At 75.4% G+C, this 18,987-nt stretch carries 16 protein-coding genes; 7 read left to right on the top strand and 9 right to left on the bottom strand.

Annotation, left to right across the window (positions count from 1 at the left end; all coding sequences use genetic code 11):
• Nucleotides 1-201: 201 nt before the first annotated feature.
• Entirely contained in the window at nucleotides 202-1,116 is a 915-nt protein-coding gene (locus ACFXOZ_RS28775) for a PfkB family carbohydrate kinase (RefSeq protein WP_380593223.1), read from the bottom strand.
• Nucleotides 1,117-1,529: 413 nt separating this feature from the next.
• Between ACFXOZ_RS28775 and ACFXOZ_RS28770 the strand changes: the two genes are divergently transcribed.
• Together ACFXOZ_RS28770 and ACFXOZ_RS28765 are read left to right on the top strand one after the other, a co-directional pair.
• Nucleotides 1,530-2,600 (top strand): NUDIX domain-containing protein, encoded by a 1,071-nt coding sequence (locus ACFXOZ_RS28770; RefSeq protein WP_375892402.1) that lies wholly within the window; start codon nucleotides 1,530-1,532, stop codon nucleotides 2,598-2,600.
• 101 nt (nucleotides 2,601-2,701) lie between these two features.
• The gene (locus ACFXOZ_RS28765) at nucleotides 2,702-3,556 is read left to right on the top strand and encodes a DUF4184 family protein (RefSeq protein ID WP_380593222.1); all 855 of its coding nucleotides are present in this window, start codon (nucleotides 2,702-2,704) and stop codon (nucleotides 3,554-3,556) included.
• On the opposite strand, the gene ACFXOZ_RS28760 is transcribed toward ACFXOZ_RS28765, so the two are convergent.
• Nucleotides 3,532-4,896, bottom strand: coding sequence for a dipeptidase (locus ACFXOZ_RS28760; RefSeq protein ID WP_380593221.1), 1,365 nt, complete (start codon nucleotides 4,894-4,896; stop codon nucleotides 3,532-3,534). The two genes, ACFXOZ_RS28765 and ACFXOZ_RS28760, sit on opposite strands and share 25 nt — an antisense overlap.
• Nucleotides 4,897-5,063: 167 nt before the next feature.
• Here ACFXOZ_RS28760 and ACFXOZ_RS28755 point away from each other — a divergent pair, with 167 nt between their 5' ends.
• Nucleotides 5,064-6,365: a geranylgeranyl reductase family protein gene (locus ACFXOZ_RS28755; RefSeq protein WP_375892396.1), complete on the top strand. Its 1,302-nt coding sequence runs from the start codon at nucleotides 5,064-5,066 to the stop codon at nucleotides 6,363-6,365.
• A 134-nt stretch (nucleotides 6,366-6,499) separates the two neighbouring features.
• Here the strand turns inward: ACFXOZ_RS28755 and ACFXOZ_RS28750 are convergent, their stop codons facing one another.
• Nucleotides 6,500-8,770, bottom strand: a complete 2,271-nt coding sequence (locus ACFXOZ_RS28750) for a glycosyl hydrolase family 18 protein (RefSeq protein ID WP_380593220.1) — start codon at nucleotides 8,768-8,770, stop codon at nucleotides 6,500-6,502.
• A 265-nt stretch (nucleotides 8,771-9,035) separates the two neighbouring features.
• Nucleotides 9,036-10,019: an ArsR/SmtB family transcription factor gene (locus ACFXOZ_RS28745; protein ID WP_375892392.1), complete on the bottom strand. Its 984-nt coding sequence runs from the start codon at nucleotides 10,017-10,019 to the stop codon at nucleotides 9,036-9,038.
• Between the two features lie 92 nt (nucleotides 10,020-10,111).
• Between ACFXOZ_RS28745 and ACFXOZ_RS28740 the strand changes: the two genes are divergently transcribed.
• Nucleotides 10,112-11,476, top strand: coding sequence for an MFS transporter (locus ACFXOZ_RS28740; RefSeq protein WP_380593219.1), 1,365 nt, complete (start codon nucleotides 10,112-10,114; stop codon nucleotides 11,474-11,476).
• A gap of 74 nt (nucleotides 11,477-11,550) precedes the next feature.
• Here ACFXOZ_RS28740 and ACFXOZ_RS28735 read toward each other — a convergent pair whose 3' ends face one another.
• Nucleotides 11,551-11,955 carry a RidA family protein gene (locus tag ACFXOZ_RS28735; protein ID WP_375892389.1) on the bottom strand — a complete coding sequence of 135 codons (405 nt, stop codon included), beginning with the start codon at nucleotides 11,953-11,955 and terminating at the stop codon, nucleotides 11,551-11,553.
• A gap of 64 nt (nucleotides 11,956-12,019) precedes the next feature.
• The gene (locus ACFXOZ_RS28730) at nucleotides 12,020-12,817 is read right to left on the bottom strand and encodes an ATP-grasp domain-containing protein (RefSeq protein ID WP_380593218.1); all 798 of its coding nucleotides are present in this window, start codon (nucleotides 12,815-12,817) and stop codon (nucleotides 12,020-12,022) included.
• A gap of 207 nt (nucleotides 12,818-13,024) precedes the next feature.
• On the opposite strand from ACFXOZ_RS28730, the gene ACFXOZ_RS28725 reads away from it, so the two are divergent.
• Nucleotides 13,025-13,798, top strand: a complete 774-nt coding sequence (locus ACFXOZ_RS28725; RefSeq protein ID WP_380593217.1) for an enoyl-CoA hydratase family protein — start codon at nucleotides 13,025-13,027, stop codon at nucleotides 13,796-13,798.
• A gap of 101 nt (nucleotides 13,799-13,899) precedes the next feature.
• On the opposite strand, the gene ACFXOZ_RS28720 is transcribed toward ACFXOZ_RS28725, so the two are convergent.
• Nucleotides 13,900-14,661, bottom strand: a complete 762-nt coding sequence (locus ACFXOZ_RS28720) for a maleylpyruvate isomerase family mycothiol-dependent enzyme (RefSeq protein ID WP_380525606.1) — start codon at nucleotides 14,659-14,661, stop codon at nucleotides 13,900-13,902.
• A 188-nt stretch (nucleotides 14,662-14,849) separates the two neighbouring features.
• On the opposite strand from ACFXOZ_RS28720, the gene ACFXOZ_RS28715 reads away from it, so the two are divergent.
• Nucleotides 14,850-15,605, top strand: a complete 756-nt coding sequence (locus ACFXOZ_RS28715; RefSeq protein WP_380525607.1) for an acyltransferase — start codon at nucleotides 14,850-14,852, stop codon at nucleotides 15,603-15,605.
• Between the two features lie 129 nt (nucleotides 15,606-15,734).
• Here ACFXOZ_RS28715 and ACFXOZ_RS28710 read toward each other — a convergent pair whose 3' ends face one another.
• Nucleotides 15,735-17,180 (bottom strand): PucR family transcriptional regulator, encoded by a 1,446-nt coding sequence (locus ACFXOZ_RS28710; protein ID WP_380593216.1) that lies wholly within the window; start codon nucleotides 17,178-17,180, stop codon nucleotides 15,735-15,737.
• Between the two features lie 150 nt (nucleotides 17,181-17,330).
• Here ACFXOZ_RS28710 and ACFXOZ_RS28705 point away from each other — a divergent pair, with 150 nt between their 5' ends.
• Nucleotides 17,331-18,248 carry an esterase/lipase family protein gene (locus ACFXOZ_RS28705; protein ID WP_380593224.1) on the top strand — a complete coding sequence of 306 codons (918 nt, stop codon included), beginning with the start codon at nucleotides 17,331-17,333 and terminating at the stop codon, nucleotides 18,246-18,248.
• A 62-nt stretch (nucleotides 18,249-18,310) separates the two neighbouring features.
• On the opposite strand, the gene ACFXOZ_RS28700 is transcribed toward ACFXOZ_RS28705, so the two are convergent.
• Nucleotides 18,311-18,901: a HutD family protein gene (locus ACFXOZ_RS28700; RefSeq protein ID WP_380593215.1), complete on the bottom strand. Its 591-nt coding sequence runs from the start codon at nucleotides 18,899-18,901 to the stop codon at nucleotides 18,311-18,313.
• Between the last annotated feature and the right edge of the window lie 86 nt (nucleotides 18,902-18,987).

Genomic DNA, 18,987 nt, shown 5'->3' with positions numbered 1-18,987 from the left:
ACACTATCCCCCGTCCACTCGCCTACCCGCACGGTTGGGGGGTTTTTTTTTTTTTTTTTTGGGGGGGGGGGGGGGGGGGGGGGGGGGGCGCCCCCCCCCCCCCCCCCCCGCGCCCCGGTGACCTGGCTGTCCTGGTCTCCTGGCTGTCCCTCTCCTGGCTGTCCCCGGCCCGGGCGGCGGTGCGGTCCTGCCGACGCGCGGTCAGAGGTCGGCCGGGCGGGGGAGGGCGCCGCGGGCGCCGGGCGCGGTGACGGCGAAGGCCCCGGCGGCGACGGCGGTGGCGGCCGCGTCGGGCAGGTCGGCCAGCCGGGCGAGACCGGCGGCGAGCGCGCCGCAGAAGACGTCGCCAGCCCCCGTGGTGTCGACCACCCGGACGGTGGGCGCGGGCAGCCGGGTCAGTGCTCCGCCGACGGCGACCAGGGCGCCCCCGCCGCCGAGGGTGACCACCGCCCCCTCGCCCTGCCGGGCCAGCGCACGGGCCGCCGCCTCGGCGTCCGCGGCGCCGGTGAGCTGCCGGGCCTCGACGGCGTTGGCGACCACCAGTGGGCGGCGTCCGGTGGGCCCGGGGGCGGGCAGCGCACCGGCCGGGGCGGTGTCGTGCAGCCAGCGGGTGCCGCCGCGCGGGCCCGCGGCGGGCAGGGCCGCGGCGACGGCGCGGACGCACGCCGCGGGGACCTCGTTGCTGGTGAGGACGACGTCGACCGGGAGCAGGTGGAGCCGGGCCAGGGCCGCGCCGACCTCGTCCGCGGTCAGGTGGGCGTTCGCGCCGGGCACGACCACGATGCTGTTCTCCCCGGCGGGGTCGACCAGCACGATCGCCTGGCCGGTGGGCGCGTCGGGGTGGGTGTGGACGGCGCCCGTCTCCACGTTCGCGCCGCGCAGGTCGGCGAGCGCCGCCTCGCCCTCGGCGTCGCGTCCGACCTTGGCCACCAGGTGGGTGGCGGCCCCCATCCGGGCCGCGGCCACCGCCTGGTTGGCGCCCTTGCCACCGAAGCCCCGGGTGGCGTCGGTGGCCAGGACGGTCTCGCCGGGCGCGGGGAGCACGGGGCAGCGCAGGATCCGGTCGGTGTTGACCGAGCCGATGACGACGACCCGGCCGGCGGGGAGCAGCTTCATCGTTCCTCTGTACGCGGCGGGGCGCGGCCCGCGCAAGCGGTGCGCGTGAAGGCGCCGGGCGGGGCGGGCGCGGGGCGGTGAGGGTGCCGGGCGGGGGAGTGGGAGGGCGCAGGGAGGGCGCGAGCGGCGTACGGTCGGGGCGCGCACCGGAAGTCGGCCGGTCCGACTTCCGGTGCGAACGGTCTGGCGGCGGGGTGCGGCTTTGATGGCGGCCGGTCCGCATTTATCCGTACCGGGCCCGTGGCCTGGGCACATGCCGCTGTCAAGGGGCGGGCCGGGGCGCGCGGGCGGGCGCGGCGAGCAGTTTTGGGGAGCGGCGTGGCGCGGGTACCACCACGGGTGGCGCTGGTTCGGCCGACGGGGGCGCTGCCCGGTGCGAACGGCATCGGGGCAAGTCGAGGGCAGGGGACGTTGTGATCGTCTGGGTCAATGGCACATTCGGGGCGGGCAAGACGAGCGCCTGCCGCGAGCTGGTGGAACTGCTGCCCGGGAGCGTGCTCTTCGATCCCGAGCTGGTCGGCTTCGGACTGCGCCGGATGCTTCCGGCCGACCGGCTGGCCACGGTGTCCGACTTCCAGGACCTCGCGGCCTGGCGTCGGCTGGTGCCCGAGACGGCCGCCGCGCTGCTCGGCGAGGTGGGCGGGCCGTTGGTGGTGCCGATGACCCTGCTCAGAGAGGACTACCGGGACGAGATCTTCGGTGATCTCGCCGCGCACGGGATCACGGTGCACCACTTCGTCCTGGATCCAGAAGAAACGATCCTGCGAAACCGCATAGCCCAGCGCGAGGAATGCCCGGGCGACCCGGAGCGCAGCGAGCGGGTCCGCACCTGGTGCCTGGAGCACCTGCCGCACTACCGGGCGGCCCGCCGCTGGCTGGTCGGCGACGCCCGGATGATCGACAGCGGCGCGCTCACCCCGCGCGAGACCGCGCACCGGATCGCCGAACTCGTCCGGGTCGGCGCCGCGCGCTGCCCGATCGTCCAGGCCCCCGAGCCGACCGGCGACACCGTGGCCTCGGCCGTGCTGTTCTTCGACGAGCAGGACCGGGTGCTGCTCGTCGACCCGGTCTACAAGCCCGACTGGGACTTCCCCGGCGGCGTGGTCGAACGCGGCGAGGCCCCCACCGACGCCGCCCTGCGCGAGACCGCCGAGGAGCTCGGACTGCGCCTGGACCCCTCGGTGCTGCGGCTGCTCGCCGTCGACTGGGAACCGCGCACCGGCCCGCGCCGCGGCGGCCTGCGGCTGATGTACGACGGCGGCCTGCTCGACGACGCGGGCCGGCAGAACCTGCTGCTGCAACAGGAGGAGCTGCGCGGCTGCCGGTTCGTCACCCTGGACGAGTCGGCCGAGCTGCTGCCGCCGAGCCGCTACCGGCGCCTGGCCGCCGCGCTGGACGCCCGGCGCAGCGGGGAGCTGCGCTACCTGGAGGCGGGGTGCCGGGTGGCGCTCGGCCGCCTGGCCAGCACGGCGGACGCCGCATAGGACCGGGGGAGGGCGGGCCCGGGTGCCGGTCGGCGGCGCGGCCCCGGTCGGCGGCGCGCCCCGGTTGGTGGCGGGGCCGGTGCGGGGGTCAGGATGGGGGCATGCCGTTCACCCTGAGCCATCCCGCCGCCGTCCTGCCCCTGCTGCGTCACGCCGGGGAGCGCGGGCCGCTGGTGGCCTCGGCGCTGGTGGCCGGGTCGATGGCGCCCGACGTGCCGTTCTTCGCCGAGTCGCTGCTGCCCGGGGTGTACGGGCACGGCGGGCTGACCCACGCCTGGTGGGCGGTGCCGACGCTGGACGTGGCGATCGCCGGCGTGCTGGTGGCGGGGTGGCACGGGCTGCTGCGGGCGCCGCTGGTGGGCCTGCTGCCCGAACGGTGGGCGGGCGGCGCCGAGGCGTTGACGGTCCGCCGGGCCGCGGCGGCCGGTGCGGGCGGTACCGGCGGCTGCGGCGGTGCCGGGGGCCTGGGCGCGGACGCGGCCTGGTTCGTGGTCTCGGCGGCGGTCGGCGCGGCCACCCACGTCGGCTGGGACGCGTTCACCCACGGCGGCCGGCTGGGCGTGCGGCTGCTGCCCGTACTGGACCGGACGGTGGCCGGGGTCCCGGTCTACGAGGTGCTGCAGTACGGGAGTTCGGCGCTCGCGCTGGCCGCGCTGGGCGGCTGGGCTGCGCGCGCGGTGCGGGCCGTCGAACCGGTGCGCCCGGCTGTGCGGCCGGCGCCGCGGACCCGGCGGGCGGCCACCGCGGTGCTGGCCGCGGCGACCGTGGCCGGGGTGCTGCACCGGATCGGCCCGCTGCGCCGCAACCTCGTCCCGGAGGTGTGCTTCGGGGCCGGTGCCGGGCTCGCGGTGGGTGCGGTCGGCTACGCGGCGGTGGTCGCGGCCGCCCGCCGGTGGCGTGGCGGGCGGCCCGGGACCGGTGCGAACTCCCGTCAGACGGTGCGCAGTTCCGCGTAGCGGCGGAGGAAGAGGGCCTCGGTGAGGGCCATCCGCTCCAGCTCCTGCGGGTCGACGCTCTCGTTGACGGCGTGGATCTGGGTGGTCGGGTCCTCGACGCCGACCAGCACGATCTCGGCCTGCGGGTAGAGCGAGCGCAGGGTGTTGCAGAGCGGGATCGAGCCGCCCTCGCCGGCCGCGACCATCGCGGTGCCGAAGGCCTCGGCCATCGCCTCGCCCATCGCCTCGTAGGCCGGGCCGGTGGTGTCGGCGCGGAACGGCGCGCCGTTGCCGTGGCGCTGGAGGGTCAGCCGGGCTCCGAGCGGGACCTGCGCCTCCAGGTGGGCCACCAGGGCGTCCTGGGCGGCCCCGGTGTCGGTGCCCGGCGGGACGCGCAGGGAGATCAGCGCCTTGGCGGCGGCCTGCACCGAGGAGGTGGCGCCGATCACCGGCGGGGCGTCGATGCCCAGGACGGTGACGGACGGGCGGGCCCACAGGCGGTCGGAGATGCTGCCGGTGCCGGTCAGGGCGACGCCGTCGAGCACCTTGGCGTCGGCGCGGAACTGCTCCTCCGGGTACTGCACGCCCTCCCAGGTCTGGTCGGCGGCCAGCCCGGCGACCGCGACGTCGCCGTTCTCGTCGTGCAGCGAGGCGAGCACCTTGATCAGCGACTGCAGCGCGTCGGGGGCGGCGCCGCCGAAGGCACCGGAGTGCAGGTTGCCGGCCAGGGTGGTGACCGAGGCCTCGACCACCGTCATGCCGCGCAGCGAGGCGGTCACGGTCGGCAGGCCGGGGGCGAAGTTGCCGGTGTCGCCGATCACGATGGCGTCGGCGGCCAGCAGCCCGGGGTGGGCCTCGGCGTAGCGCTCCAGGCCGCCGGTGCCCTGCTCCTCCGAGCCCTCCACGATGATCTTCAGGCCGACCGGGTAGTCGTCGCCGTACACCTGGCGCAGCGCCCGCAGGGCGGTCAGGTGCATCAGGATGTTGCCCTTGCAGTCGGCGGCGCCGCGCCCGTACCAGCGGCCGTCGCGCTCGGTCAGCTCGAAGGCCGGGCTGTCCCAGCCGCTCTCGTCGAGCGGGGGCTGCACGTCGTAGTGCGAGTAGAGCAGGACGGTCGGGGCGCCCTCGGGGCCGGGCAGCTCGCCGTAGACGGACTGGGTGCCGTCCGGGGTGTCCAGCAGCCGGATGCCGGTCAGGCCCTCGGCGGCGAAGGCCTCGGCGACCCAGTGCGCGGCCTTCTGGCACTCCTCGACCGGGAACTGGCGCGGGTCGGCGACCGACTGGAAGGCGACCAGCTCGGCGAGGTCGGTGCGGGCACGGTCCATCAGGGACCGGACGGCGTCGGCCAGGGGCTGTGACATCGGGGCTCCGAAGGGGACGGGTCCGCCCGGGGGGTGGTGCGGGCGGAGGGGGTCGGTTGGGGTACCGCCGATCATAGGCGGAGCCGTCCGGGGGGCTTCGGGGAGCTTCCCCGTCGGGGGGTGGTGCGGCGTCCGGAAGGCCGGGCGGACGCATAGGATTGGTCGACGTGACTGACTCCGGAAGCCCTGATTCCCGTAGCCCGATCGACAGCCCGCCGGACGGCCCGTCGGACGAGGCGCTCGGCGTCCCGCTCGACGACGCGCTCGACGGGGCGCTCGACGAGGCGCCGCAGCCGCCCGACGGCGTCTGGGACGTCGTGGTGGTCGGCGCCGGACCGGCCGGGGCCTCGGCCGCGCACGCCGCCGCCGCGCAGGGCCGCCGGGTGCTGCTGCTCGACAAGGCCGAGCACCCCCGCTACAAGACCTGCGGTGGCGGCATCATCGGCCCGTCCCGGGACAGCCTGCCGCCGAACTTCGAACTGCCGCTGCAGGACCGGGTGTCGGCCGTCACCTTCGCCTACGACGGGCAGTACACCCGGACCCGGCGGTCCAAGCGGATGCTGTTCGGGCTGGTCAACCGGGACGAGTTCGACCTGCGGCTGGTCCAGTCCGCCAAGCAGGCCGGGGCGGTGCTGGTCACCGGAGTGACCGTCACCGGGGTCGAGCAGCGCGGCGGCGAGCACCGCACGGCCGTGGTCACGGCCGCCGACGGGCGCACCTTCGAGGCCCGGGCGGTGGTCGGCGCGGACGGCAGCGCGAGCCGGATCGCCCGGCACGTGGGCGTCACCTTCGACCAGATCGACCTCGGCCTGGAGGCCGAGATCCCCGTCCCGCCGCAGGTGGCCGCCGACTGGTCGGGCCGGATCCACCTCGACTGGGGCCCGCTGCCCGGCAGTTACGGCTGGGTGTTCCCGAAGACCGAGACCAGCAGCCTGACCGTGGGCGTCATCTCGGCGCGCGGCGACGGCGAGCGGACCAAGCAGTACCTCGCCGACTACATCCGGCGCCTGGGCCTGTCCGGCTTCCCGCCGCGGGTCGAGTCCGGGCACCTGACCCGCTGCCGGGCCGAGGACTCGCCGCTCTCCCGCGGCCGGGTCCTGGTGGCCGGGGACGCGGCCGGACTGCTGGAGCCGTGGACCCGCGAGGGCATCTCGTACGCGCTGCGCTCCGGCCGGCTGGCCGGGGAGTGGGCGGTGCGGATCGCGGAGGCGGGCGACGCGGGCACGGTGCGGCGCGAGGCGCTGAACTACGCGTTCGCGATCAAGGCCGGGCTGGGCGTGGAGATGCGCGCGGGCAAGCAGCTGCTGAGCGCCTTCGAGCGGCGGCCGTACCTGTTCCACACGGCGGTCACCACGGTGCCGGCGGCGTGGCGGGCGTTCGCCCGGACCACCCAGGGGCACACCACCTTCGCGCAGCTGCTGCGGCAGAACCGGGCGGCGCGCAAGCTGATGGCGATGGCCGCCCGGTAGCGGGATCCGGTTCGTGCGGCCGGGGCGGCGCCCCCCGGGGGGGGGCGGGGGGCGGCGGCGCCGCCCCCCCCGGGGGGGCCCCCCCCCCCCCGCCCCGGCCCGTGGTGCGGGGACGGTCGGCTAGGTGAGCCCGGTTATTTGAGCCCGGTGTCGAGGGCGGACATCAGGCTGCCCGCCGGGGTGTCGCCGGACATCTCCCAGATCATGCCGCCGAGCAGGTTCTTCGATTTGAGGTAGGCCGTCTTCTGGGCGATCGACCAGGCGTCGTCGAAGGTCCACCACTGCCCGTTCGCGCCCGTGTAGCCGTACGTGGCCACGGACTTGGGATCGTGGTAGACGGTGAGGCCCGGCACGCCGGTGACCAGGTTCTGGTACCCGCGGGTGCCGGCCTCCTCGGCGAACTGGCCGGGCGCCGCGCCGTTCGCGGACTGCCAGACGCCGTGGGCGCCGCCGTCCGCCACGCCCTGCCAGCCGCGCCCGTAGAACGGGAAGCCGATGGTCAGTTTGCGCGGGTTGACCCCGGCGGCGAGGTAGGTCTGGACGGCGCCGTCCACGCTGAAGTGGAAGGCGTAGGGGTCGTTCGGGTCGGGGTAGAGGTTGGAGGCCTGGCCGGTGCGGTTGGGCTCCCAGGAGTTGTCGCTGCCGGAGCCGTGGAAGTCGTAGCCCTGGACGTTGGCGATGTCGAGCGAGGTGAAGACCTTGCCGAGGTCCCAGCCGGCCGCGACCTTGGCCGGGTCGGCCGGGGTGAAGGCGGTGAGCAGCTTGTGCGGGCCGCCCAGCGCGTCGAGCTGCTTGCGGAACTCGGCGGCCAGCAGGGTCAGGTCGGTCTTGTCGTTCGCGCTCCAGTGGTTGCCCGGGTGGCCGTCGCCGGAGCCGGGCCACTCCCAGTCGAGATCGATGCCGTCGAAGATCCCGGCGGCCACGCCGTCACCGCCGGCGCCGTTGTAGGCGGGCAGGTTGCCCTTGATCCAGGTGTCCACGCAGGACTTGACGAACTTCTGCCGGGACGCGTCGGTGGCGGCGACGTCGGAGAAGTACTTGGAGTACGTCCAGCCGCCGAGCGAGACGACCACCTTGAGGTTCGGGTACTTGGCCTTGAGCTTCTTCAACTGGTTGAAGTTGCCCCGGAGTTTGCCCCAGCCGTCGTCGGCCACGCCGTCCACCGACTGGTCGGCGCTCATCGGGCGGGCGTAGTCGGCGTCGGCGTCACCGGCGCCGGTGCCCTGGTCCGGGTCCTCCGGGTTGGCGGTGGTGCCCTTGGTGACGCCCGCGAGGCAGGTCAGGTTGACCGGATCGATGTTCTCGAAGGCGTAGTTGACGATGTCGAGCTTGGCCGCGCTGCCCGAGGTGTCGAGGTTCTTGACGAAGTACTGGCGGCCGTAGATGCCCCACTGGACGAAGTAGCCGACCCGGGCGTACTTGCCGGCGCCGACGATGTCCGCGGTGGTCACGGCGAGCGGCGCGGAGGCGGGTGAGGCGTTGTCGGCGGGGTCGCGGGCCTTCACCGTGAAGGTGTAGGCGGTGGACGGCGAGAGGCTGCCGACGGACGCGGTCAGCGTGCCGCCGTCGACCGTCGTCACCAGGGTGGCGCCCTGGTAGACGTCGTACGCGGCGACCCGGACGTTGTCGGTGGCGGCGTTCCAGGCGAGCGTCACGTCGGAGGAACCGACCGACGTGGCACGGAGGTCGGTGGGCGCGGTCGGCGGGACGGTGTCCGTGGACGGGTCGAAGGTGCTGGCGGTCACGGGGGCGCTGAGCGGGCCGGTGTTGCCGCGGCTGTCCTTGGCCCGGACGGTCAGGGTGTACGAGGTGGCCGGGGTGAGCCTGGTGACCAGGGCGTTGGCGGTCGGGCCGGAGGCGAGCACGGTGGCGCCGTTCAGCACGTCGTAGGAGGCGACCGGGAAGTCGCCGCCGGTGGCGGCCGGCCAGCTCAGGGCGAGGGTGTGCGCGGTCGACCCGGTGACGGTGGGGGTGCCCGGCGCGGACGGCGGGACGTCGGCGGAGCCGTCGCACTTGTCGCCGTTGATGCGGCAGTTGAGCGGGGTGGAGACCGGGCCGGTGCCGACGAACCAGAAGCTGTACGGCTCGGTGGTGCTGTGGGCGTTGACGGTCGCGTTGTAGTAGGCGGCGGTGGCGGTGACGTGCCGGCCGTTGACGGTCGCGGTGCCGTTGCTGGTGTTGCCCAGGGTGACGCCGGTGGGCAGGTCGAAATCCAGGGTCCAGCCGGTGACGGCGGTGGCGTTGTCGTTGTGGACGATGTACGTGCCCTGCCACCAGGAGCCGTTGTCGGCGGTGGTGAAGGTGGCGGTGAGCTTGCCCGCCGCGAGCGCGGGGGCGGCGAGCGCGGTCAGGACGGCGAGTGGGAGGAGCAGGACGGACAGCAGTGCCAGCAGTCTGCTGCGCATGCGGGGACGTCCCGCCCGGGATCGAGCGGACATGGTTCTCCCTGTGGCTGTGGGGGTTGGACAGGGTGACGTAGAACCGGGGTGATCCGTGGGCGACCGGTGCCCGCGCCGTGGGGGGCGGGGGCATGGGCACTGTAGGAGGACTGGACCAATGCGTCAACAGGTCTGTACCAATGGGGAGTTGGGGAGGTCGCCGGGTGGCGGGGTGGCGGGGTGGCGGGGTGGCGGGGTGGCCGGGCGGCCGGTCGGCGGGCCGGCGGGGCGCTCACCGGCCGCCGGAGAGCTCGTCCCCGAGCGCGCTGCGCCGGTAGAGCACCGAACGGCCGTGCCGGGCCCGGCTGACCAGGCCGGTGGCGGCCAGCACGGACAGGTGCTGGCTGACCGCCCCCGGGGTGACGCCCAGGCGGTAGGCGAGCTCGGTGGTGGAGGCCGGCTCGGCGAGCAGGCCGAGCAGCCGGGCCTTCGGCGCGCCGACCAGGGCCTCCAGTGCGCGCGGCGGCACCGGCGGGCCCTGTCCGGCCATGGCGGCCTGGCCGCGCGCCGGGTAGCAGATCTGCGGGGCGCGGGTGCTGTCGATCATGGTGATCGCGCCCCGGACGAAGAAGGTCGGGCTGAGCACCAGCCCGCGCCCGTCCACGGCGGTCTCCACGTCCCCGTCCGTCCAGTGCCGGTTGATCGACAGCGCGCCGTCCGCCCACTCCAGGCGGTGGTCGAGGTCGGTGAACAGCGCCGTCGCGCCGTGCTGGGCCAGCACCCGGGCCCGGTACACCAGGTCGGCCTCCAGGACCGCGCGGGCCTGCGGCCACCAGGCGGGTGCGAGGCACGCCTCCCAGTACTCCTCCAGGGAGTCGCAGATCCGGCTCAACAGCCGGGCCGGATCCGCCAGTCCGGCGTCGAGCAGGGCGGGCAGCGGCTGCCCGTGCGGCCGGAAGGTCAGCTCCAGTTCGCCGCGCAGCTGCTCCGGCGGGAGGGCGCGGACGGTGGCGAGCTGGGTGCGGAACTCCGGTGCGGGGGAGGACGGTCGGGGGGTCAGGAAGTCGGGGACCCAGCGGTTCTCGGCGACCAGGGAGAGCAACAGCCGGGAGTCCAGGCGCGCGAACGAGGGGCCCAGCCGCTCGAAGGCCGGGCTCTGGAGCCGGTACCGGCCCGGGTGGGTCCACATCCGCAGGCTGAGCACGGCCTCCAGGATCGGGGAGTAGGCGAACCAGGTGCTGGCGAGGTCGGCCAGCCGGAGGGTGAAGCGGTGCACCGGGGTCCTCCCGTCGGCTGCCGGTCGTCGAGCTTTTAGCCAGAGCCTAAAGGAGTGTCGGGTGCGGCCCGCCCGACGGTGGAATCCTCGGCATGACCACCACACCGGCGGAGTCCTCCGCACCACCCTTCGGCGTGCCCGCGCACCAGCCGAACGGCCGCCTGCCCGGGGCCCTCCGGCGCCGCCTCCACCCCGATCCGACGGTCCGTCGACTGGCCGGGATCACCCTGGTCAACACGGTGGGCAACGGCCTCTCGCTGGCCGTCGCGGTGCTGTTCTTCACCCGGGTGCTCGGACTGAGCGCGGCCCAGCTGGGGTTCGGGATGACGGCCGCCGGTCTGTGCGGGGTCGCCGCCAGCGTGCCGGCCGGCCGGGCCGCCGACCGCTGGGGCGCCCGGCGGGTCCTGGTCGTGCTGGTCTCGATCGAGGCCGTGGGCACGGCCGGGTACGCGCTGGTGCACGGCTACGCCGCGTTCGTGGCCCTGGCCTGCGCCGTCTCCGCGGTGGACCGCGGCGCGGCCGCGGTGCGGAACGCGCTGTACGCCCAGGTGCTGCCCGCCGACCGCCGGGTGGCCGGCCGGGCGTATCTGCGGGTGGTGACCAACATCGGCATCTGCCTGGGGACCGGCCTCGGCGCGATCGCGCTCCAGTTCGACACCCGGCCGGTCTACCTGGCGGCGATCCTGGCCGACGCCGTCTCGTACGTGGCCGTCGCGCTGCTGATGTACCGGCTGCCGGCGGAGGCGGGCGCGGGGCCGGGTGCCTCCGCACCGGTTGCCGCCTCGGCCTCGGGCGGGGCGGGCGTCGGGCAGAGCGTCGGGCAGGGCGTCGGGCAGGGTCGGCGGCGCAACCCGGCGCTGCGCGACGGTCCGTTCCTGGTGGTGACCGCGCTGTGTTCCGTCCTCGGGCTGCAGTTCGCCGTCCTGGAGGTCGGCGTCCCGCTGTGGATCGTCCAGCAGACCGACGCGCCGCGGATCACCGTCGCCGGCGCTTTCATCGTCAACACCCTGATGGTGATCGCCCTCCAGGTGCGGGCCACCCGGGGCACCGAGGAGCGGACGGCCGCCGCCCGGGCCTGCCGGCGCGCCGGGCTGGTGCTGGCCGCCTCCTGCCTGGTCATCGCCATGGCGCACGGCCTGCCCGGGATCCTCGCCGCCGCCGTGGCACTGGTCGGGATCGGGTTGCAGTCGCTCGCCGAGGTGATGGGACAGGCGGGCGGCTGGGCGCTGAGCTACGACCTCGCGGGCGAGCACGAACACGGCGCCTACCAGGGGGTGTTCAACGCGGGCTCGGCGGCCGCGATGATGGCCGGACCGGCGGTGGTCAGCACCGCGGTGATCGGGTACGGGGTGGCCGGGTGGGCGGTGCTGGGCGCGGCGCTGCTGGCGGCGGGCCTGGCGATGGGGCCCGCCGTCCGGTGGGCCGGACGGCGGGAGGCGCGGCTGCGGGCGGCCTGAGGGGGCCGGAGCGAGGAGCTCTGGGGTGAGGAGCTCTGGGGTGAGGAGCTCTGGTGCGAGGGGGCGTACGGGCGTTACTCCGGGACGACCGCCGTCGCCTCGATCTCGATCAGCACGTCGGGCCGGAACAGCGCCGCGACCTGCATCGCCGAGGCCGCCGGGAGCGGCAGGTCGCCCAGGTACTCGTTCCGGGCGTCCCGGATCGCCGCGAGGTGGGCGATGTCGGTCATGAAGAAGGTGAACTTGACGACGTCCGAGAAGTCCGCGCCGGCGGCGGCCAGGCAGCGGCGCAGGTTCTCGAAGATCTGACGCGCCTGGGCCTTCGGGTCACCCGCGCCGACCAGGTCCCCGTGCTCGTCGAAGGCGACCTGCCCGGAGACCTGGACCAGTCGGCCGGTGCCGGTGACGACGTGGGTGTAGCCCTTCGCGGGGAAGACGCCCGGCGGCTGGGTGATGTGGGTGAGGTGCGTGGTGGTCATGGTGCCCGATCGTGCGCCACCGCAGGCCGGGACCGCAAGCGGCCGCCCCCGGTCAACCCGCCGGTCAGCGCACCACTTCGGGCAGCTCGCGCAGGAACGCCCGGTCGGTGCACGGCAGTTGGGCAGCGGGGCCGGAGGAGCGCAGCACCACGTCCAGGACCTCGCCCGGGTCGGCGGCGTAACCCCCGCTGGCCCAGGCGGCGTTGGCCTCCACCACCGCCCAGCCCCGGTCCGTCCGTCCGACGTCCACCACCACCGCGCTCGGCAACGCGGCGTGCGAGGCCGAGGCGGCCAGCACGTCGCGGGCGAAGGCCAGCACCTCGGGGCCGTCCGCCCCGAGCGGTGCGACGGCCAGGTCACCGTCCCGCGCGTAGCGCGAGCCCGTCCGCGCCGCGCCGTCCAGGACGAACAGCCGGTACTCCGTGCGGAACCGTACGACCTCGCTCACCAGCACCGGGGTGTCCCCGTCCAGCAGCCCGGGCCCGGGCAGCGCGCTGCCGTCGGGGTAGACCCGGGCGGCGAACAGCTTGTCCGCGGGCGGCTTCACGAAGGCCGGGCCGCCCAGCGCACGGGCCTCGGCCAGCGTGGTCGCGCAGATCCGTCGGCCGGTCAGCGCGAGCGGCAGTCGGGCGAGCCAGTCCTCGGCGGGCTCCAGCAGGGCGAGGCCGAGCTCCCGGCCGACCGCGTCCGCGAACAGCGGCCCGCCATACACGTGCACCGCGGCGCCGAGCAGTTCGCGCGGCGCCCGCCAGGAGGCGGCGGTGCACGCGCGCAGGCCGCGCAGCCCGGCGGCGGTGCGCAGCTGGAGGCCGGTCTCGTTGATGCGCGGGGCGAGCAGCAGGACCGGGGGGTCGGTGGTCATGGGCCCATGCTGACGGGCGGACCGGGGCTGCCACCAGCGGTTTTCGACCCGGCGGCCGGAGGGCGGCGGTCGGCTCGGGCCGAGGGGTGCCGGTCGGCTCTGGCCGAGGGGCGGGTGGGCGTGCCAGAGTCGTGCGGGCGCGGTCCGGGCACCCCGGGCCGCGCCCGCAGTCCGACCCACCCTCAGCCGGAAGGCAGGCCCACGCCGATGACCAGCGCAGAGCCCCTCGTCCGCGTCAGCACCGCGGACGCCGTCACCACGCTCACCCTCGACTCGCCGCACAACCGCAACGCGCTCTCCTCGCGCCTGATGTCCGAGCTGCACGCCGGACTGGCGGTGGCCGCGGCGAACCGGGACGTCCGCGCGGTGGTGCTCACCCACACCGGCAAGGTGTTCTGCGCGGGCGCGGACCTCTCCGAGGCGACCGGCGCGGACCCGACGGTGGGCCCGCGCGGCCTGGTCGAGCTGCAGAAGGCGATCGTGGACTGCACCAAGCCGGTCATCGCCGTGGTCGACGGGCACGCCCGGGCCGGCGGCCTCGGCCTGATCGGCGCGGCGGACCTCGCCGTCGCCGGACCGGCCGCGACCTTCGCCTTCACCGAGGTCCGGCTCGGCCTGGCGCCCGCCGTCATCTCGCTGCCGCTGCGCCCCAAGCTGGAGCCGCGCGCCGCCTCCCGCTACTACCTGACCGGCGAGGTCTTCGACGCCGCCGAGGCGGCCCGGATCGGTCTGATCACCCGGGCGGCCGAGTCCAGCGAGTCCACCGGGGTGCTGGTGAAGGGTCTGCTGGACGCGCTGCGCCAGGGCTCGCCGCAGGGGCTGGCGGAGTCCAAGCGGCTGGCCAACGCCGAGGTGGCGCGCTCCTTCGCGCGGGACGCGGACGAGCTGGTGCAGCTGTCGGCGCGGCTGTTCGGGTCGGCGGAGGCGCAGGAGGGGATGCGGTCGTTCCTGGAGAAGCGGCCGGCGGCCTGGGTGCGCTGAGCTCCTGGGCCGGGCCGGGCCGGGCCTGGCTGGGCCGAGTCGGGCTGGGCTGGGCTGGATCGAGCTGGGCCGGACCTGACTCCGGCCCGGCCCGACCGGGGTCAGATCGTCGCGGCGGTCCGCCAGTGGTCGAACAGGTCCTGGTCGCCGCTGAGCTCGACCCGCCCGGCCCGCTCGACGGTCAGCCGGTTCCAGAGCAGCGGGTAGAGCTCGGCCGCCGGACCGCTGACCGTCAGGTCGGCGGGCTCGGGGCGCTCCTCCGTGGTGACGGCGAGCGGCTCCCGGGAGAGCGTCAGGTGCCAGGAGCTGGCCCCGTCGGTCGGCCGGATCCGGATGGTGCGCGGGTCGTCGCTGTGCACCGTGGACCGGCCGCGGAGCAGGAAGCCGCGCAGCAGTTCGTCGATGCCGTCCAGGGCGAGCGTGCCGTCGACGCCCGGGCCCGGCGAACCGGCCGCCGCGTCGGCGTCGAAGCGGTGCACGGCGGTCTCGTGCGCCTGGCGCCGGGCCCAGAAGGCCAGCGGGCTGGGCGCGGGCAGGAAGGTCCAGCACTCGACGTCGGCGGGGGCCTCGGACAGCACGGTCAGCAGGGCGGCGTGGCCCTCCCGGTACCAGTCGAGCAGTGCGGCGTCGGAGGGGTCCGGGCCGACCACGGCCTGCCGGTCCGCGCCCTCCGGCGGGGCGCTCAGGCCCTTCGCCGGGAAGGCGGCGGCCCAGCGGTGGACCTGGCCGATGTGGCGCAGCAAGTCGCTCAACCGCCAGTCCGGGCAGGTCGGGACGGGCGTGGTGAGGTCGGTGCGGGCGGCGGCGTCGGCCAGCAGGGCGCCCTCGCGGCGGACTGCTTCGATGTGCTCGGAGATCTCCATGGGACGGAGTGTTCCACTGCCGACGGACATCGGTGGCGGATTTCGGACGGCCGCGGGGGACGGCCGCGGGGACGGTCCGGGAGTGGCCCGGGGCGGGCCCGGGGGTGGTGCTGAAGGGGGCGGTGGGGCCGGTGTGATGTCGGCCTCCCGGTCACCGGACGGACGCTACGGGCCGGTAACGTGAGCGCATGCCGATAACCCGTTCCCTCCTCTCCGCCGTCCGGGACGGCGGCCGCCGGGCCGCCGGGCGCCTCGTCCACCGGGGCTGGCGCTGGGTGCAGCGGACCGGCGCGGTCAGCAACCGGAACCCCGGTCCGTACCGGTTCGGCGAGCTGGGCGACGGCACCACCCTCGCCTTCCCGCTCGGGGCGGTGTTCAACGAACGGTGGATCACCATCGGGCCGTTCTCGATCATCGGCGAGCGGGTCACCATCAGCGCGGGCTTCCTGCCCGGGCTCGACCTCGGGCCGGAGCCGATCGTACGGATCGGCGGCGGCTGCGTGATCGGGCGGGACAGCCACATCGTCGGCCACCAGTCGATCGTGATCGGCGACGACGTCTGGACCGGTCCCGGGGTGTACGTCAGCGACCAGGCGCACGAGTACCGGGACACCGAGCTGCCGATCGGCAAGCAGTGGCCGCGCAACGAGCCGGTGGAGATCGGCGCCGGCAGCTGGATCGGCACCGGCGCGGTGATCATGCCGGGGGCGCGGATCGGCCGCAACGTGGTGGTCGCGGCCGGTGCGGTGGTGCGCGGCGAGGTGCCCGACCACAGCGTGGTCGCCGGGGCCCCGGCCAAGGTGGTCCGGCGCTGGACCGAGGAGGAGGGCTGGCAGCCGCCGCTGCGGCACGAACCGCCCCGGCCGCTGCCGGACGGGGTGACGGCGGAGCAGTTGCGGGCCCTGGTGGGGTGGGACCTGCGGCTGCCGGGGGAGCAGGACTGAGGTCGTTCTGTCGACCCTGAGCTGTCGACCTCGAGATGCTGGCCCCGAGCTGCTGACCTCGGGGCGTTGGCCTCGGGGCGTTGACTTCGGGACGGCGCCCGCGCCGTGGTCGGCGCGGGTGCCGTCGTTTCACGACCAGTGGGCCGGGGCCGACCGTTCGGCCGTCCGGGCCGCGATCGCGGCGGTGATCCGTAGGACGTCGGCCGGGCGCGCCGGGTCCAGCCCGGTGAGCACGGCGATCCGGCGCAGCCGGTAGTCGACGGTGTTGGGGTGCAGGTGCAGGGCGCTCGCGGTCTGTCGGCGGTTGAGGCCGCCGGCCAGGTGGATGCGCAGGGTGGTGAGCAACTCCCCGCCGTCGGCGAGGGGTTCGAGCAGGGCGGCGAGCCGGGCGCGGGCCTGGCTGGGCCGGGTGAGCTGGTACTCCAGCAGCACGTCGTCCAGCCGGTGCAGCCCGGGCGGTCGGCCGAACGCCCGGGCGACGTCCAGGACTTCACAGGCGAGGGCGGCGGCGCCGGGCACCTCTGCCGGCACCGCGGCGGCCGCTCCGGCCAGCACGGGCACCCCGGCGGCTCGGGCCGCGGCGGCGAGGGTGGCGCCGAGCCGGGGCCAGTCGGCCCCGTCCTCGGAGCTGTCGGTCGATCCGTTCTCGGAGCCGTCGGCGGGCCCGTCGGCCCGGTTGGTCGGGGACGGCAGCGGGAGGAGCAGCAGGCCGCCCGAGGGGGTGAGCGTGGAGAGCGCCGACTGCCGTGTGCGGTGGTCGAGTTCGGCGAGGAAGCGGCGCAGCTTGCGGCGGGCGGCGATGGCCGGGTCGATGCCGGGGGAGTGTTCGTCCGGGTGGTCGGCGAGGGACAGGCAGAGCACGGCGTAGCCGGCCGGCAGTTCGGTGCCGGCCCGGGCGGCCACCTCCTCGGCGGGGGTGCCGGCGAGCAGTGCGGTCAGGAGGGACTGCCGGGCGGTCGAGCTCCGGTCGCCGGCCGACTGCTGCCCGTCCAGGTAGCCGGCGCCGGCGGCGGTGGTGGCCCGGCGGAGCTGGTCGAGCAGCAGGCGGTTGAGCAGCACCAGGTCGGCGGCGTCCCCGGCGTGGGCGTCCCGGGTGAGGAACTCCCAGCAGACCTCCAGTCCGAGGTGGTGGGCGAGCAGGACGGCGTCCAGCGGCAGGCCCTCCTCGGCGCGGCGCGCTGCGGCCTCCCGTACGGCGGTGAACTCCTCGGCGGGGGCGGGGAGTCCGGTGCGGACGGCGTGGGCCAGGCCGCGGATGCGGCGCTCGGTGTCCCGGGTGAGTTCGCCGGTGAGCTGCTCGCGCGGGAGGCGGTGGTAGACCGGCACCCGTTCCAGCAGGGCGGTGACCACGACGGCGGCCAACGCGCGGGCGCCGCCGAGGAGTCTCTGGTCGGCCGGGAGTCCGCCGATCACCGGGACGCGCCACGGTGAGGGGTGGTCGGCGGAGCCGGTGGCCGTGGCGGTGGCCGTGTCGGTTGCGGTGGCCGTTTCGGCTGAGGCGTCGGCGGGCCGGTGCGCGGGGAGTTCGGCGGAGCGGCTGGTGGGGGTGCAGTGGGGCGCGTTGTGACCGGTCACAGAGAACACCGTCCAGGTCTGGGGGACGCCCAAGGGCCGGGCCGGAAGGGTGACCGCATCATTGAGCCACTCGGGTTACCTGTTGGTAACAAACTTCCGCTGTGGAGGCAACAGTTGAGAACCCCACTTCTCCGCTTCTCCGCAACTCCGTTGCGCCGCCGGTTCGGCGGAGCCTTCGGCGCGGCCGTCCTGGCGGGCGCGCTGCTGGTCGCCGCCGCGGCCCCCGCCGCGGCCGCCCCGGCCGCTGCCGCGGCCCCAGCCACGGCCGCGCTCCCGCCCGACGGTGACTCGGTGGCCTCGCCGCCCGGCGCCAACGACTGGAGCTGCCGGCCGTCCGCCGCCCACCCCGACCCGGTGGTGCTGGTGCACGGCACCTTCGCCAACCGCTACGAGAACTGGCTGGCGCTCTCCCCGCTGCTCAAGGGCCTCGGGTACTGCGTCTTCGCCCTCGACTACGGCACCGTTCCGGGCATCACCTCCACCGGCAGCGGGCTGCTGCTGCCGATCGGCGGCCTCGGTCCGGTGCCCGCCTCGGCGGCCCAACTCGCCCACTTTGTCGACCTGGTGAGGTCCGCGACCGGTGCGGCCAAGGTCGACATCGTCGGCCACTCCCAGGGCGGCATGCTGCCGAACTACTACCTCAAGTTCCTCGGCGGGGCCTCCAAGGTGGACAGGCTGATCGGCCTGGCGCCGTCCAACCACGGCACGACCCTCGACGGGATCACCAAGCTGGCGCCGTACTTCCCCGGCGTCGCCGACCTGATCTACACCGTCTGCCAGGCCTGCCGCGACCAGGCGGTGGGCTCCGCCTTCAATGCCACCATGGCCTCCCGGCCGGACACCGTGCCGGGCGTGCACTACACGGTGATCTCGACCGTGTACGACGAGGTCGTCACCCCGTGGCGGACCCAGTTCCTGAACGGGCCGGACGTGGACAACCAGGTGCTCCAGGACCACTGCCCGGTCACCCTCGCCGAACACGTCGCCATCGCGTTCTCGCCGACGGCGCTGCACCTGGTGACCAACGCGCTGGACCCGGCGCACGCCACGCCGGTGTTCTGCGGCTGACGCGGCCGGTGCCGCCGCTGCCCGTACCCCCGGTTCCGGCGGGGGTACGGGCAGCGGGCTGCTCAGTCGGTGGTGCGGAGTGCGGAGGTGCGGAAGGTGATCGCGGCGGTGACGCCGTCGGGCCGCAGCTCGTGGGTGCCCAGTGCGTCGAGTACTGCGGCGTCGTAGCGGCCGAGTTCGGTGCCGCCGTCGACGACGGCCGTACCGGCCAGGCAGACCAGCAGGACGGTCGACCCCTCCGGGACGGCGACACTGCCGGGCCCGGTCCGGAGCTCCACGACGGCGTCGGCCCGGCCGCGGCGGGTCATCACGTTGAAGTCCACCACCGGGCCGCCGAGCAGCCGGCAGTCGGTGGCGGCGTCGCCCGGGAAGGCGAACGGGCGGAACGGGGCGTCGACCAGCTGCTCGACGCCGTCCACGGCGAGCGCCATGCCGGCGCCCTCGACCAGGGTGATCACCCGGTCGATCCCGGGGAACGGCGAGAACGGGCCGGCCGAGGCGACATCGGCGAGGCTCACCCGCCAGTCGAAGTCGGCCATCCCGGCCCCGGCGGGGGACCCGGCGACCTCCCGGGTCACCCCGCCCCCGTTGAGCCACGGGGTGGCCGGGCGCTCGCTCGCCCGCAGTACCTGGATGCGTCCGGTGGTGGTCATGGGTCCGCATCCTGCCACTGCCGGGGCGGGTCCGTCAGCGCCGCCCGGCCGTCAGTGCCGTTCGACCGCGAGCCCCGCCCGGTCGC

Origin of the sequence: Kitasatospora sp. NPDC059160, assembly GCF_042755465.1 — a bacterium.
Lineage (GTDB): Bacteria > Actinomycetota > Actinomycetes > Streptomycetales > Streptomycetaceae > Kitasatospora.
Note: the sequence above shows the minus strand (reverse complement) of the source record. Positions and strands in the feature narration are given on the sequence as shown.